The organism is Nocardia neocaledoniensis (genome assembly GCF_029868625.1).
Taxonomy (GTDB): domain Bacteria; phylum Actinomycetota; class Actinomycetes; order Mycobacteriales; family Mycobacteriaceae; genus Nocardia; species Nocardia neocaledoniensis_A.
Map to the genome: position 1 here is coordinate 37,807 of NZ_JARWOJ010000232.1, position 14,503 is coordinate 52,309.

The window sequence follows — 14,503 nt, forward strand, 5'->3', positions numbered from 1 at the left end:
GCGGACGAGATGCCCGCCGCCCCGATCTGTCTCGGTCCGGTCAGCGTTTCCGCAGCGGCGGAACCACGTATTCCCCGTTCAGCAGCGCGCCGGTGGGGAGATAGCAGCGCAGGGTCACCTCGAAGGGCCCCTCGGGCGCGGGCAGCCAGTTGACGCCGTCGGGCTGCCGGGCATGCGAGAACACGATCTCCAGTGAACCGTCGTCCTCGTACCGGATGCCGGGTGTGCGGTCGCCGATCGAATACCGGCCGATCGAGTTCTCCACCAGGAAATTCCGCTCGTCGTACATGGTGAGCGACCAGAACCCGAAATCCTGGCCCACCGGCGGGAGTTCATCGGGTCCGAAGCGCAGGACGTAGGTTCCGGTGCCCACCAACCGATCCCCGTCCGCGTCGCGCTTGGTCGTCGGATAGATCGCCTCGGCGGCGGTGAGCGCACCGAGGCCGCGCAGCGCGATGGCCGCGCGCAGCAGGTGATCGCGGCCGTAGTTGCCGAGGCGGGTGCTGTAACTCCACCCGGGCGCCGTCGTCGCACCGCCGTAGGACTCGAGCCATTCGTGCGCCGCGCCGACCGACGCGCTCAGCGCCGCCCGCACGACCGGGTCAGTGATGTCCTCGGAGGGGGTGCGGCCGGGACCCACACCGACCGCGGCGAGTTCGTCGAGCAGGTCCGCGTCCTCGGCGGGTGGCGGATCCGAGGCCAGCACCGCGGACAGCTCGTCGAAGAACCCGAGGCCCGATTCCGCGACGGTGTGCGGTGAGCGCGCTGGCCCGCCGGACGCCGTGGCGGAGGGCGGACCGCTCAGGGTGTAGCCCTGGATGATCTCGATGGCGGCCGGAAGGTCCTCTGGCCCGTCGACCAATGTGCGCCCGAGCAGCCACACGTGATCGGTGGGCGACCACAGCAGCCGCGCGCCGTCGAGGGCAGGCTCCGACGCCCGGGGTCCGGCGATGACGAAGGTCCCGCCCGACGAGCCCGTCGTCCTGCTGCCGATGTAGGCCCAGGTGTTCGTGTACGCGTCCATGAAGTGGAGGCTGTGATATCTGGCCACCGGCGGGACCGTCAGCGTGACGGGACCATTCGCCAGATTCACCCACGCCCAGGAGTACAGGGTGTCGTTGTTCGGCTTGACGATGATGTGTTCGCGATGGTCGTAGAGCTTGGTGCTGTGCGAGAAGGTGTTCGGGGGGAACGAGTCGTCCCGTGTCGGATCGGTGGCGTAGTCCCGGGTGCGCGCCGTGATCACCGGCGGATATCCCCACAGGTATGCCCGGATGCCGAGGTCGAACGCGCGCGCGCCGGTCGCCGCGGCCGACCTGATCGGATCCCCGCGCCGACCGGCACCGGCGGGAGTTGTCGTCGAGGTAGTCATGCACCCACTTTCTCGGCCAGGTCGGCCCGGGAACAGCCCACTTCGTCACAGGTCGAGTCCGGGTTAGGTGTGCTGCGCCCACAAGGCCGAGCGCGGTCGGGGCGCGCCCGAGAAGACCCGGTGGGCCGGGTCCGCCGGCCGGAGGAGACTTGGCGGATGGACGACGCGCAGCGAGTGCTCGTGGTGGACGCGGCCAACGTCGTCGGCTCCCGGGCCGACGGCTGGTGGAAGGACCGTGCGGGAGCCGCCCGGCGCCTCCTGGGGGAACTGGCCGAACTGGCGACCCGGCTTCCGGAGTCGACCGAGCTGATCGTGGTTCTGGAGGGCGCCGCCAAGCGCGCGGTCGACGGCACCGAACCGAGCGCACCGCGCATGACGGTCGTGCCGGCCGATGGTTCCGGTGACGACACGATCGTCGAGGTGGTGTCCGCGTCGAAGACTCACGACATCACCGTCGTCACCGCCGACCGCGAACTCCGCTCCCGAGTCGAAGCCCACGGCGCCGCGACCGTCGGGCCCACGTGGCTCCGAGACCAACTGACCTGAACAGCGACTCACCGATCTGCAGGGACGATTCGCGCGATCGGCTTCCCATGATCTGTCACCGTCACCGTTCGCCCTCCTCAGGTGGCTATGCACCCAGCGCGGCCATGGCCATTCGGCGCAGCACCGGACGGGCCTTGGCCATGCTCGCCGGGGGCGCGCTGTGCGGGGTGGAGTTGAGCAGGCCGAAGGCGCCGTGGGCTTGGACGCGGGCGGTGTCCTCGGCGAGGCCGGGGTGCACTTCGCGCAGTACCTGGACCCAGATCTCGACGTATTGGCGCTGGGTGCGCCGAAGGGTGCGGCGGTCGGTGGCGGGGACGTTGTCGAGGTCGCGGTCCTGGATGCGGATCAGTTCCGGGTCGCCGAAGGCGAAGTCGAGATGGAAGTCGACCAGGCCCTCTAGCGCCTCGTCGGCCGAGCGCGCCGCGGCGACGACCGCGCGGCCGCCGGCGAGCAGCCGCTCGCTGACGCCGACGAGCAACTCGACCAGCAGCGCCTCTTTGCTCGCGAAGTGCCGGTAGACGGCGGGGCCGCTGATGCCGACGGCGGCGCCGAGGTCGTCGAGGCGGACGCCGAAGAATCCGCGGTCGGCGATCAGCCGGGCGCCCGCGTCGAGCAACTGCTCGCGACGCTGGGCTTTCAACGCTTCCCGGCGGGTCACCGGGGCGGGTTCGACCGTGGCCACCTCGACTCGACTCCTTTCACCCGGGTCTGGACAACTCGGTTAGTCAAGATTAACCTGAATTCCAGTTATTGGCGATTAACCGGATGGCAGGATGGCGTGATGACGGTTACGCACGACCTCGACAACGACACCGCGGCGGCGACGACCAACCGGGCCGCGCACGAGGCGTTGGTCCGCGAGCTGCGACAGCGACTGGCGACGACGGCCCTCGGTGGTCCGCAGAAGGCGCGCGAACGGCACGTGGCCAGGGGCAAGCTGCTGCCGCGCGAGCGCGTCGACCAGTTGCTCGACCCGGGCAGCCCCTTCCTGGAGCTGTCCGCGCTGGCGGGCAACGGCATGTACGGCGACGAGTGCCCCGGCGCGGGCGTGATCGCCGGCATCGGCCGCATCGCGGGCCGCGAGTGCCTGGTGCTGGCCAACGACGCGACGGTCAAGGGCGGCACCTACTACCCGATCTCGGTGAAGAAGCACCTGCGCGCGCAGGAGGTGGCCGCGCAGAACAACCTGCCGTGCGTGTACCTGGTGGACTCCGGCGGCGCTTTCCTGCCGCACCAGGACGAGGTGTTCCCCGACCGCGAGCACTTCGGCCGCATCTTCTTCAACCAGGCGAACATGAGCGCCAAGGGCATCGCCCAGATCGCGGCGGTGATGGGTTCGTGCACCGCCGGTGGCGCGTACGTGCCCGCGATGGCCGACGAGGCCGTGATCGTGCGTGATCAGGGCACCATCTTCCTCGGCGGCCCGCCGCTGGTGAAGGCAGCGACCGGCGAGGTCGTCACGGCCGAGGAACTCGGCGGCGGTCTGCTGCACTCGCGCACCTCCGGCGTCACCGACCACCTGGCCGACGACGACCGCGACGCGCTGCGCATCGTCCGCGAGATCGTCGGCACGCTCGGCCCGCGCCCGGAGGCGCCGTGGGAGGTGCTGGCGAGCACGCCGCCCGCCAAGGCCGAGGACGAGCTCTACGACGTGGTCCCGGTCGACCCGCGCACCCCCTACGACGTGCGCGAGGTGATCGACCGGGTCGTCGACGGCGAGGCCGGTTTCCACGAGTTCAAGACCGAATACGGTAAGACCCTGGTCACCGGGTTCGCCCGCATCCACGGTCATCCGGTCGGCATCGTCGCCAACAACGGCGTGCTGTTCGCCGAATCCGCCATGAAGGGCGCGCATTTCATCGAACTGTGCGACAAGCGCAAGATCCCGCTGGTGTTCCTGCAGAACATCACCGGCTTCATGGTGGGGCGCGACTACGAGGCCGGCGGCATCGCCAAGCACGGCGCCAAGATGGTCACCGCGGTGGCGTGCGCGCGGGTGCCGAAGCTGACGGTGGTGATCGGCGGCTCCTACGGCGCGGGTAACTACTCCATGTGCGGGCGCGCGTATTCGCCGCGGTTCCTGTGGATGTGGCCGAACGCGCGGATCTCGGTGATGGGCGGCGAGCAGGCCGCCTCGGTGCTGGCGACGGTGCGCGGCGATCAGCTCGACAGCGCGGGCAAGCCGTGGTCGGCGGAGGATCAGGAGGCCTTCAAGGCCCCGATCCGCGAGCAGTACGAGACCCAGGGCAACCCGTACTACGCGACGGCGCGCATCTGGGACGACGGCGTGATCGCCCCCACCGACACCAGAACCGTGCTCGGACTTGCCCTCTCGGTGTGCGCGCAGGCGCCGCTCGAGCCCGTTTCCTACGGCGTCTTCCGGATGTGAGCGACATGCTGAACAAATCCCACCCCGTCGACTTCGACACCGTCCTGGTCGCCAATCGCGGCGAGATCGCGGTGCGCGTCATCAAGACCCTGCGCGCCATGGGTATTCGCTCCGTCGCGGTGTACAGCGACGCCGACGCGAACGCGCGCCACGTGCGCGAGGCCGACGTGGCGGTGCGCCTGGGCCCGGCGCCCGCGCGCGAGAGCTACCTGTCGATCGAGAAGGTCGTGGACGCGGCGGTGCGCTCCGGCGCCAAGGCCGTGCATCCGGGTTACGGCTTCCTGTCGGAGAATTCGGCGTTCGCCGCCGCGCTGGCCGACGCGGGCATCGTGTTCCTCGGCCCGCCGGCCAAGGCGATCGAGGTGATGGGCGACAAGATCACCGCGAAGAAGACGGTCACCGCGTTCGGGGTGCCGGTGGTGCCCGGCATCGCCGAGCCCGGCCTCACCGACGACCAATTGATCACCGCTGCGGCCGAAGTGGGCTACCCGGTGCTGGTGAAGCCGTCGGCCGGTGGCGGCGGCAAGGGCATGCGCCGGGTCGATCGCCCGGAGGACCTGCCCGCCGCCCTGGTCTCCGCGCGCCGCGAGGCCGGGGCCGCCTTCGGCGACGACACCCTGTTCCTGGAGCGCTTCGTCACCCGGCCACGCCACATCGAGGTGCAGGTCCTGGCCGACAAGTACGGCAATGTGGTGCACCTGGGCGAGCGCGAGTGCAGCTTGCAGCGCAGGCATCAGAAGGTGATCGAGGAGGCACCCTCGCCGCTGCTCGACGCCGCGACCAGGGCCAGGATCGGCACCGCCGCCTGCAATACCGCGCGCAGCGTCGACTACGTGGGCGCGGGCACCGTGGAGTTCATCGTCTCCGCCGACCGGCCCGACGAGTTCTTCTTCATGGAGATGAACACCCGCCTGCAGGTGGAGCATCCGGTGACCGAGATGGTCACCGGTGTCGACCTGGTGGAGTGCCAGGTGCGGGTCGCCGCGGGCCAGAAGCTGGCCCGCACCCAGGACGAGATCCACCTGGTCGGCCACGCGATCGAAGCCCGCGTCTACGCCGAGGACCCCGGCCGCGGCTTCCTGCCCACCGGCGGCACCGTGCTGGCCCTGTCGGAGCCGGAAGGCCTAGGGGTACGGGTGGATTCGGGCCTGTCGGCCGGAACGGTGGTCGGCAGCGACTACGACCCCATGCTGTCGAAGGTGATCGCGCGCGGCACCACCCGCGCCGACGCGCTGGCCGCGCTCGACCGCGCGCTGGAGCAGACCGTGCTGCTGGGCGTGACCAGCAATATCGAGTTCCTGCGCTTCCTGCTCGCCGACGACGACGTGCGGGCGGGCCGCCTGGACACGGCCCTGCTCGACCGCCGCGTCGGCGACTTCGTCCCCGCCCCCGTCACCGACGAGGACTTCATCGCCGCCGCCACCTACCACTGGCTGCGGCGCTGGCCCGCGACCGACGGCGACCTCTGGTCGACCCCCTCGGGCTGGCGGCTCGGCACCCCGGCGCCGACCACCGTCCGCCTCGCGGCAGGCGACCAGGTGCGGCACGTCTTCATCACCGGCACACCGGAATCCGCGACCGTGTGGCTGGCGGGTGAGACCGAGTCCGTGGATACCAGCACCCTGTCGGCCACCCTGCTCGACGACGGGCTCGCCGTCACCGTCGACGGCCTGCGGCGGGTGCTGCGCGTGGCCGAGGCCGACGGCCAGCTCTGGCTCAGCGGCGACGGTCACCTGGCCGTGCTGCGCGAACTCGCCGAGGCGAGCGTGCGCGGCGACGCCGCCCATGTCGGTGATGCCGAGATCCGCAGTCCCATGCCGGGTTCGGTGATCGCCGCGCCGGTCACCGACGGCGCGACCGTCGAGGTCGGCGACCCGGTGATCGTCATCGAGGCCATGAAGATGGAGCACACGCTCACCGCGCCCGTCGCGGGCACCGTCGAGGTGCTGGCGCGACCGGGTGCGCAGGTGACGCTGGATCAGGTGCTGGTCCGCGTCGTCGCCCATCCCACCGATACCGCCGACGCGGCGACCGAACGCGAAGGAATTCCCGCATGACCGACTACCTGTCCACCGGCTCCCTGCCCGAGGAATACCGCCAGCTGGCCCTGACCGTGCGCGACTTCGCCCAGCAGGTCGTCGCGCCGGTGTCGGCGAAACACGATGCCGAGCACAGCTTCCCGTACGAGGTCGTCGCCGGCATGGCCGAGATGGGCCTGTTCGGGCTGCCGTTCCCGGAGGAGTTCGGCGGCATGGGCGGCGACTACTTCGCCCTGTGTCTGGCGCTCGAGGAACTCGGCAAGATCGACCAGAGCGTGGCCATCACCCTCGAGGCGGGCGTCTCGCTGGGCGCCATGCCGATCTACCGCTTCGGCGACGACAAGCAGAAGAACGAGTGGCTGCCCCAGCTCACCAGCGGTCGCGCGCTGGCCGGCTTCGGCCTCACCGAGCCCGACGCGGGCAGCGACGCGGGCGGCACCCGCACCACCGCCGTCGAGGACGGCGAGAGCTGGGTGATCAACGGCGCCAAGCAGTTCATCACCAACTCCGGCACCGACATCACCCGCCTGGTCACCGTCACCGCGGTCACCGGGAACAACGGCGGCAAGAAGGAGATCTCCACCATCCTCGTGCCGACCTCCACGCCGGGGTTCGTCGCCGAACCGGCCTACAACAAGGTCGGCTGGAACGCCTCGGACACCCATCCGCTCAGCTTCACCGATGTCCGGGTACCGAAGGAGAACCTGCTCGGCGAGCGCGGCCGCGGCTACGCCAACTTCCTGCGCATCCTCGACGAGGGGCGCATCGCCATCGCCGCGCTCGCGGTGGGCGCCGCGCAGGGCTGTGTGGACGAGAGCGTGCGCTACGCCAACGAGCGGCAGGCGTTCGGGCAGGCCATCGGCCGCAACCAGGCCATCGCGTTCAAGATCGCCAGAATGGAGGCGCGCGCCCACGTCGCCCGCACTGCCTACTACGACGCGGCCGCGCTGATGCTGGCGGGCAAGCCGTTCAAGAAGGCCGCCTCCATCGCCAAGATGGTCGCCAGCGAGGCCGCGATGGACAACGCCCGCGACGCGACCCAGATCTTCGGCGGCAACGGCTTCATGAACGAATACCCCGTCTCCAGGCACTACCGTGACAGCAAGATCCTGGAAATCGGTGAGGGCACGACGGAGGTGCAGCTGATGCTGATCGCAAGGGAGCTGGGGCTGTGACCGAGCAGCGCAGGGTCGTGCAGCGGGGGCTGTGGTTCGAGGAGTTCGAGATCGGCACGATCTACGAACACCGGCCCGGCCGCACCATCACCGAGGCCGACAACGTCCTGTTCACCACGCTGACCATGAACACCCAGGCCCTGCACCTGGACGCGCACTTCGCCGACGCGCAGCCGCCGTTCAACCAGCGCCTGGTGAACTCGATGTTCACGCTGTCGACGCTGGTCGGGCTCTCGGTCGCGCAGCTCACGCAGGGCACCCTGGTCGCCAATCTCGGCTTCTCCGAGATGTCGCTGCCCGCGCCGCTGTTCCACGGCGACACCATGTACGCCGAAACGCTGGTCACCGACAAGCGCGAGTCCAAGAGCCGCCCGGGCGAGGGCATCGTCAGCCTCACCCACACCGCCCGCAACCAGGACGGGGTGATCGTGGCGAAGGCGGTCCGCCAGACACTGGTCAGGAAGGCGCCCGCATGACGATGACCGGAGACAACGCGACGCCGTGGGAGCCGAGCGGACCGGCCTGGCTGTTCTGCCCGGCCGACCGTCCCGAGCGCTTCGCCAAGGCGGCCGCCGTCGCCGACGTGGTGATCCTCGACCTCGAGGACGGCGTCGCGGCGGGCGACAAGGTCGCCGCGCGTAAGGCACTGATCGAGACGCCGCTCGATCCCCGGCACACCGTGGTCCGGGTGAACGCGGTCGAGACCGAGGAATACGCGGCCGATCTGGCCGCCCTCGCGCAGACCGCCTACCGGCGCGTCATGCTGCCCAAATGCGAGTCCGCCGAACAGGTTCGGAGCCTGGCCGGCTACGAGGTGATCGTGCTGGTCGAGTCGCCGCTCGGTGCGGTGCGGGTGACCGAGTCGGTCGCCGCCGAGAACGCGATCGGCGTCATGTGGGGCGCCGAGGACCTGGTCGCCGGGCTGGGCGGCAACTCGAGCAGGCATGCCGACGGCAGCTACCGCGACGTCGCGCGGCACGTGCGCTCGACGAGTCTGCTGGCGGCCAAGGCCTTCGGCCGGTTCGCCCTGGATTCGGTGTTCCTCGACATCAAGAATCTGGAAGGGCTCGCGGTCGAAACGCTGGACGCGGTCGCGGTCGGCTTCGACGCCAAGGTCGCCATCCATCCCAGCCAGGTGGCCGTCATCCGCGAGGGCTACGCGCCCGACCCGGACGAGATCGACTGGGCCCGAAGGGTTCTCGCCGAGGTCCCGAACCACCGCGGCGTCTTCGCGTTCGAGGGACGCATGGTCGACGCGCCGGTCCTGCGGCACGCCGAGCGGATCGTTCGCCGGGCCGAACTGTCCGGCTGAGCACCGCCCGGCGCGCGGGCGGGGTACCGCTCGCACGCCGGGGTAATCATCTCCCGGGCAGTTCCGGCCCGCGCAACCCAGTACGAGGAGGACATCCGGTGCAACCGCAATGGGAACCGACCGCCCAGGACATCGCGTCGGCACGGATCACCGACTTCGCCGCCTTCGTCAGCGGACGGACCGGCCAGGAGTACCCCGACTACCAGGCGCTGTGGCAGTGGTCGGTCGACGACATCGCCGCGTTCTGGCAGGCACTGTGGGAGTACTTCGAGCTGGGCCCGATCGCCGACGGCGTGCTCGGCTCGCGGTCAATGCCGGGCGCGCGGTGGTTCCCCGGAACCCGGTTGAACTACGTCGACCAGGTCATCCGGCAGGCGCGGCCCGATCGGCCCGCCGTCATCGCGTTGCGCGAGGACGCGGACCCGCGGGAGATCTCCTGGGCCGAATTGATCGAGCAGGTCGGCGCTTTCGCGGCCACGCTGCGCGCGCACGGGGTCGAGGCGGGCGACCGGGTGATCGGCTACCTGCCCAATATCCCGGAGGCGATCGTCGCCTTCCTCGCCACCGCGAGCATCGGCGCGGTGTGGAGCGCGTGCGGCCAGGACTACTCGGCCAAGGCCGCGCTGGACCGGCTCGGCCAGCTCGAACCGGCCGTGCTGGTGACCGCCGACGGCTACCGGTTCGGCGGCAAGGAGCACGACAAGCGCGCCGACATAGCGGCGCTGCGGGAGGGTCTGCCCGGCTTGCGCGCGACCGTCGTGGTCGCGCAACTCGGTCTCGACGTGCCCGACAGCATCGCCTGGTCGGACGCCGTGGCCGATCCCGGGCTGGGCATCATCGACACCACCGCGGTCGACTTCGATCACCCGCTCTGGATCGTGTTCTCCTCCGGCACCACCGGTTTGCCCAAGGGCATCGTGCACGGACACGGCGGCGTGCTGCTCGAACATCTGAAAGCCGTTGCGCTGCAGTCCGACATCGGACCCGATGACACCTTCTTCTGGTACACCAGCCCCAGCTGGATGATGTGGAACTTCCAGGTGGCCGGCCTGCTGACGGGCGCCACGATCGTCACCTACGACGGCAGCCCCACCGCGGGCGGCCCGGACGCGCTGTGGCGCCTGGCCGCCCAGGTGCGCGCCACCGTCCTCGGCACCAGCCCCGGGTACGTCCTCGGGTGCATCAAGGCCGGTTCGGTGCCGCGCGCCGAGCACGACCTGTCGGCGCTGCGCACGGTCGGGATCACCGGCTCGGCGCTGCCGGTGTCGAGCGCGCTGTGGCTCAACGAGAACGCGGGCGAGCACGTGCAGGTGAGCTCGATCAGCGGTGGCACCGATGTGGTGTCGGCGTTCATCGGTGGCGTGCCGACCGTGCCCGTGTGGCCGGGCGAGCTGTCCGCGCCCTATCTCGGGGTCTCCCTCGACGCCTACGACGAGCAGGGCCGGGGGGTACGCGGCGAGGTCGGTGAACTGGTGGTGACCCAGCCGATGCCGTCGATGCCGGTCAGCTTCTGGCGCGACGAGGACGGAAAGCGCTACCACGACGCCTATTTCGACACCTATCCCGGCGTCTGGCGGCACGGTGACTGGATCACCCGCACCGAGCGCGGCAGCGTCGTCGTGCACGGCCGCTCCGATTCCACCCTCAACCGGCACGGCATCCGGATGGGCAGCGCCGACATCTACCAGGTGGTCGAGCAGTTCCCGGAGATCGCCGAAGCCCTGGTGATCGGCGCCGAACAGCCCGATGGCGGGTACTGGATGCCGCTGTTCGTGGTCCTGGCCCCCGGCGCCGAACTCACCGAGGACCTGAAGACCCGCGTCGGCACCGCGATTCGCACCGAGGTCTCCCCGCGCCACGTCCCCGACGAGATCCGCGAGGCGCCCGGTATCCCGCACACCCGCACCGGCAAGAAGCTGGAAGTCCCGATCAAGAAGCTCTTCCAGGGCGCCGACGCCGCCCGCGTCGTCGAACGCAGCGCCGTCGACGACCCCGCCCTGCTCGACTGGTATGCCCGGATCACCCCACCTCACAAGGCCTAATACACTTCTCGCATGAATGTCGGCGAGTCTCGTGGAGCACGTGGATCGGTAGTCGGCGCGAAGGACGGGGTGCGGCGGCGGCCGAAGAACCGGCGTGCGCAGATCGCGGCCACCTCGGCGATGGCCTTCGGCGCCGCCGGGTATCACGGAGTGAGCATGGAGGACATCGCCGCCGGGCTCGGGATCAGCTCGGCGGCGCTGTACCGGCACTACCCGAGCAAGTACGCGCTGTTCCGGGAGGAGCTGCTGCGGGTCGGCGAGGCCTTCACCGCCTCGGTGACCGTCTCGGCCGAGGCGACGCCCGCCGCGGCGGACCGGTTGCGCCACATGCTGACCGGGCTGATCGGCGCGACCGTGGAGAACCGCGCCACCGTCACCCTGGTGCGCTGGGAAGGCCGCTATCTCGAGCCCGCCGACCGGCTGGTACTCGACGAGCAGCGCACGGCGGTCCTCGCCGCCCTCGACACCCAGCTGGCGGCCCTGCGCCCCGAGCTGACCTCGGCCGACCTGCGGGTGCTGTCCACCGCCATGTTCGGCGTGATCACCAGCATCGCCGATCATCACGCGGCGCTGCCCGCCCGCACGCTGACCCGGCTGCTCAGTGGCGCCTGTCTGGCCCTGGTCGAGGACGGATTGCCCCCGGCGGCAACGACTTCCGAACAACCGACCCAGGTCGAGATCCCCGCGTCGTTCAAACACGAACTGCTGCTGCGCAAAGCGGTCGAGCTGTTCCACGAGCGCGGCTATCCGAACGTCAGCGTGGAGGACATCGCCTCGGCGGCCGGGCTGTCGGCGGCCTCGGCGGTGTACCGCTTCTATCGCGGCAAGAGCGACATCCTCGCCGCCGCCTTCCGCCGCGCCGCCGACCGCGTGTCGGGCGCGATCGGCCCCGCCGTCGCGGGTACCCCCGACAGCCGCGCCGCGCTGGACGTGCTGATCGACCAGTTCGTCACCGACACCTTCGACGAACGCGCCCTCGCGGTCGTCTACTACGCCGAATTCGGGCACGTGCCCGCCGAGGAACGCGCGGTCCTGCGCAACATCCAGCGCCTGAGCGTCCAAGAATGGGCCCGCCTGGTCCGCGAGGTCCGCCCCACCCTCGCCCCCGCCGAGGCCCGCTTTCTCGTCCACGCCGCCTTCGCCATGATCATCGACCTCGGCCAGGCCTTCCCCGCCGACCCCCGCGCCTCCCGAGCCAGAGCCACCCACCTCATGCACCGAGCCCTCCTGGGCTGAGCTGCGCATTTCACCCGTTGTGTGTGAGGGCGGGGTGGTGGGGGGCGGGCTAGCTTGGCTGTTCGGGCCTTCGGATGGAGGGTGTGTGGATGGTCGGGCTGGTGCGTCCGGTGGGCTGAGCAGGCGGCGAATGCTCGGGCTCGGAGTGGCCGCCGGGGTGGGGGCGATGCTGCCGGGGTGTGGTGGTGGGGAGCCGGTGCCGTCCCGGGCGCGGTCGACCGGGCCGCCGGATCGGGTCGCGCTCGCGGCCGAGGCCTACATCTTCGGTTATCCGATGATCATGCTGGACATGATGCGGGCCGCCAGCGCGCCGACGAACACCTTCGATCACAGCGTGCTGCCCGATCCGCTGGATCGCGGGGTGGCCCGGCTCGGCCACGACATGGTGTATTCGCAGGCGTGGCTGAACCTGGCCGACCAGCCGCTGGTGCTCCAGATCCCGGGGATGGAACCGGACCGGTTCTGGCTGTTCCAGCTGCTGGACGGGTGGGGCGACACCGTGCACGACCTGTCCCGCGAGCAGCCGCGGACCTCCGTCGACGCCGAGAGCCCGCCCTACACCTACGTGCTCGTCGGCCCGGACTGGTCCGGCTCGGTGCCGCCGCGCACCACGCGACTGCGCATGCCGTCGAACATGGCCACGATCCTGGGACGCGTCCAGATCAACGGCGCGGCGGACGGGCCGCGGGTCGACCACTGGCAGGAGCGGATCCGGTTGATCCCCGCCGACGCGTGGCAGCGCCGCGAATACGACGGGACGGTCAGCCGGGTCCATCAGATCGATCGGGGCAGCGAGCCGCCGGTGAAGCGGATCGCAGCCCTCGACGGGCGCACCTACCTGGACCGCCTGTGCAGGCTGATGGTCACCGACTCCCCCGGCGCGGCCGACGCGCCCGTGATGGAGCGGCTGGCGCAGATCGGGGTGCGGCCGGGCGGGAACGTCGACACCCTGTCGATGGACGTGCTCGACGAGGCGGTCCGCCGGGCCCGTCGGCAGATCGCGGAATGGACGGACCCGACGGCCCGGCACGTCAACGGCTGGGAGATCCCCGTCGACCGCGGCACCAGCGGCACCGACTACCTGCGCCGCGCCGCGACCGCCATGCGTTCGCCCGGCCAGGCCCCGATCCACGACATCCTCTACGCCGAACTCTGGGCCCCGGCCACCGATGACCTCGGACGCCCGGCCGGGTACCGCATCCGCTTCGAGCCGGGCCAGTGGCCACCCACGGACGCCTTCGCCTCCCTCACCGCCTACGACCCGGACGGCTTCCTCGTCCCCAACCCCGCCGAGATCTACACGGTCGGCCACGCCCCGCCGCCGGTCCCCGGCCCGGACGGCTCGGTGGACATCGTGCTCCAGCACGAGGACCCACGCCCCGCCGTCCCCACCGGCAACTGGCTACCGATCCCCGCCGCCGGCGACTTCTCCCTCACGCTCCGCCTCTACGCTCCCCAGCAGCGCGCGATCGACGGTGATTGGCGACCACCACCGATGACCGCGCGCTGAGCCGCGGCGCGGCACCATCAGCCGATCACCGCTTCCGGCGGAACGGTGTCGGCCGGAGCCGTGAACACCGCCACGTAGTGGTCGGGCTTGACGCAGACCACCGGTTCGGTCGCGGTCAGCACCGGTTCCATCCGCTCCGGCGAGAAGGCGAGATAGGCACTGTCGTTGTGACAGCCGAGCAGGACGAAGCCGAAGGCTCGGTCACCGACGGCGCGGTCACGCACGGCCGAACGCACGTCGTCGGCGAGCGCGGGTTCGAACCCGGTGAGGAAGGCCGCGAGCTGATCCGGTTGGGAGACCTCCATGCCGCGTGCGGCGTAATCGGGAACGGCGGCGAAATGGGTGAGGACGGCGGGGCCGGGCGGGTCGGGGCGCATGCCGCCGAGCCGTACCTCGGCGGGGACCTCGGCTTTCGGCAGGGCGAAGACCGCGAGGATCTCCCACGGCGCGGCGCATTCCTCGGGTGGGTTGTCGGCGCCGGTGAGCCGGACGGAATAGTCGGCGTTTCCGGTGGTGGTCAGCTTCGCGCCGTCGCCGGGCGCGCAGCCCGCTCCCCAGGCGAACGCGAGCAGCGCCTCGGTGGCGAAGTCACGGCCCGAAAGCTTGTCGGTGACAGTGCGCGCGGTGTCCGCGTCGGGGAACCGGCCGGCGAACTGGGTGACGTCGGCGGGGGAACGCAGAACGGTGCGGACCGAGGGGAAGCCACGGTCGGCGTCGAACAGCACCAGGTCGGCGTGTGCCACCTCGCGTGCGGCGGTGGTGCGCCGCGGCGGATCGAAGAGCTTCGTCGAGCTCGCGACGATACTCAGCAACACACCGATGACCAGCCCGAGGACGAGGGCCACCGCCATTCCCACCCGAGCGCGCGTGACGGTCCGCATA

At 70.7% G+C, this 14,503-nt stretch carries 12 protein-coding genes and 1 pseudogene; 9 read left to right on the forward strand and 4 right to left on the reverse strand.

The window, feature by feature from the left end; all coding sequences use genetic code 11:
- Positions 1-40: 40 nt before the first annotated feature.
- Positions 41-1,372, reverse strand: coding sequence for a DUF1254 domain-containing protein (locus QH270_RS17665; protein ID WP_280343564.1), 1,332 nt, complete (start codon positions 1,370-1,372; stop codon positions 41-43).
- Positions 1,373-1,528: 156 nt separating this feature from the next.
- On the opposite strand from QH270_RS17665, the gene QH270_RS17670 reads away from it, so the two are divergent.
- Positions 1,529-1,918, forward strand: a complete 390-nt coding sequence (locus QH270_RS17670; RefSeq protein WP_280343567.1) for an NYN domain-containing protein — start codon at positions 1,529-1,531, stop codon at positions 1,916-1,918.
- An 8-nt stretch (positions 1,919-1,926) separates the two neighbouring features.
- On the opposite strand, the pseudogene QH270_RS34695 reads toward QH270_RS17670, so the two are convergent.
- Positions 1,927-1,992 (reverse strand): annotated as a pseudogene (locus QH270_RS34695) (type II toxin-antitoxin system prevent-host-death family antitoxin); the annotation flags it as partial.
- Between the two features lie 11 nt (positions 1,993-2,003).
- Positions 2,004-2,600 (reverse strand): SACE_7040 family transcriptional regulator, encoded by a 597-nt coding sequence (locus QH270_RS17675; protein ID WP_280343569.1) that lies wholly within the window; start codon positions 2,598-2,600, stop codon positions 2,004-2,006.
- A 99-nt stretch (positions 2,601-2,699) separates the two neighbouring features.
- Between QH270_RS17675 and QH270_RS17680 the strand changes: the two genes are divergently transcribed.
- From QH270_RS17680 to QH270_RS17715, 8 genes are all read left to right on the forward strand, one after another.
- Positions 2,700-4,307, forward strand: a complete 1,608-nt coding sequence (locus tag QH270_RS17680; RefSeq protein ID WP_280343572.1) for a carboxyl transferase domain-containing protein — start codon at positions 2,700-2,702, stop codon at positions 4,305-4,307.
- A 5-nt stretch (positions 4,308-4,312) separates the two neighbouring features.
- Positions 4,313-6,364, forward strand: coding sequence for an acetyl/propionyl/methylcrotonyl-CoA carboxylase subunit alpha (locus QH270_RS17685; protein ID WP_280343574.1), 2,052 nt, complete (start codon positions 4,313-4,315; stop codon positions 6,362-6,364).
- On the forward strand, positions 6,361-7,521 hold the full coding sequence (locus tag QH270_RS17690) for an acyl-CoA dehydrogenase family protein (RefSeq protein WP_280343577.1): 1,161 nt from the start codon (positions 6,361-6,363) through the stop codon (positions 7,519-7,521). The genes QH270_RS17685 and QH270_RS17690 overlap by 4 nt, the downstream gene beginning before the upstream one ends.
- Positions 7,518-7,997, forward strand: coding sequence for a MaoC family dehydratase (locus QH270_RS17695; RefSeq protein WP_280343580.1), 480 nt, complete (start codon positions 7,518-7,520; stop codon positions 7,995-7,997). The genes QH270_RS17690 and QH270_RS17695 overlap by 4 nt, the downstream gene beginning before the upstream one ends.
- Positions 7,994-8,833 carry an HpcH/HpaI aldolase/citrate lyase family protein gene (locus QH270_RS17700; protein WP_432420377.1) on the forward strand — a complete coding sequence of 280 codons (840 nt, stop codon included), beginning with the start codon at positions 7,994-7,996 and terminating at the stop codon, positions 8,831-8,833. The genes QH270_RS17695 and QH270_RS17700 overlap by 4 nt, the downstream gene beginning before the upstream one ends.
- A gap of 98 nt (positions 8,834-8,931) precedes the next feature.
- Entirely contained in the window at positions 8,932-10,875 is a 1,944-nt protein-coding gene (locus tag QH270_RS17705) for an acetoacetate--CoA ligase (protein WP_280343583.1), read from the forward strand.
- Positions 10,876-10,887: 12 nt separating this feature from the next.
- Positions 10,888-12,111 (forward strand): TetR/AcrR family transcriptional regulator, encoded by a 1,224-nt coding sequence (locus QH270_RS17710; RefSeq protein ID WP_280343585.1) that lies wholly within the window; start codon positions 10,888-10,890, stop codon positions 12,109-12,111.
- A 130-nt stretch (positions 12,112-12,241) separates the two neighbouring features.
- A complete protein-coding gene (locus QH270_RS17715) occupies positions 12,242-13,621 on the forward strand; it encodes a DUF1254 domain-containing protein (RefSeq protein WP_280343587.1) in 1,380 nt (459 codons plus the stop codon).
- Positions 13,622-13,638: 17 nt separating this feature from the next.
- Here QH270_RS17715 and QH270_RS17720 read toward each other — a convergent pair whose 3' ends face one another.
- Complete coding sequence (locus QH270_RS17720) at positions 13,639-14,502, reverse strand: hypothetical protein (protein ID WP_280343589.1); 864 nt, start codon at positions 14,500-14,502, stop codon at positions 13,639-13,641.
- Position 14,503 lies beyond the last annotated feature (1 nt).

Coding starts and splice junctions, on each gene's coding strand:
- QH270_RS17665 (WP_280343564.1), bottom strand. CDS start 1,372: ATGACTACCTCGACGACAACTCCCGCCGGTGCCGGTCGGCGCGGGGAT.
- QH270_RS17670 (WP_280343567.1), top strand. CDS start 1,529: ATGGACGACGCGCAGCGAGTGCTCGTGGTGGACGCGGCCAACGTCGTC.
- QH270_RS17680 (WP_280343572.1), top strand. CDS start 2,700: ATGACGGTTACGCACGACCTCGACAACGACACCGCGGCGGCGACGACC.
- QH270_RS17685 (WP_280343574.1), top strand. CDS start 4,313: ATGCTGAACAAATCCCACCCCGTCGACTTCGACACCGTCCTGGTCGCC.
- QH270_RS17690 (WP_280343577.1), top strand. CDS start 6,361: ATGACCGACTACCTGTCCACCGGCTCCCTGCCCGAGGAATACCGCCAG.
- QH270_RS17700 (WP_432420377.1), top strand. CDS start 7,994: ATGACGATGACCGGAGACAACGCGACGCCGTGGGAGCCGAGCGGACCG.
- QH270_RS17710 (WP_280343585.1), top strand. CDS start 10,888: ATGAATGTCGGCGAGTCTCGTGGAGCACGTGGATCGGTAGTCGGCGCG.
- QH270_RS17715 (WP_280343587.1), top strand. CDS start 12,242: ATGCTCGGGCTCGGAGTGGCCGCCGGGGTGGGGGCGATGCTGCCGGGG.
- QH270_RS17720 (WP_280343589.1), bottom strand. CDS start 14,502: ATGCGGACCGTCACGCGCGCTCGGGTGGGAATGGCGGTGGCCCTCGTC.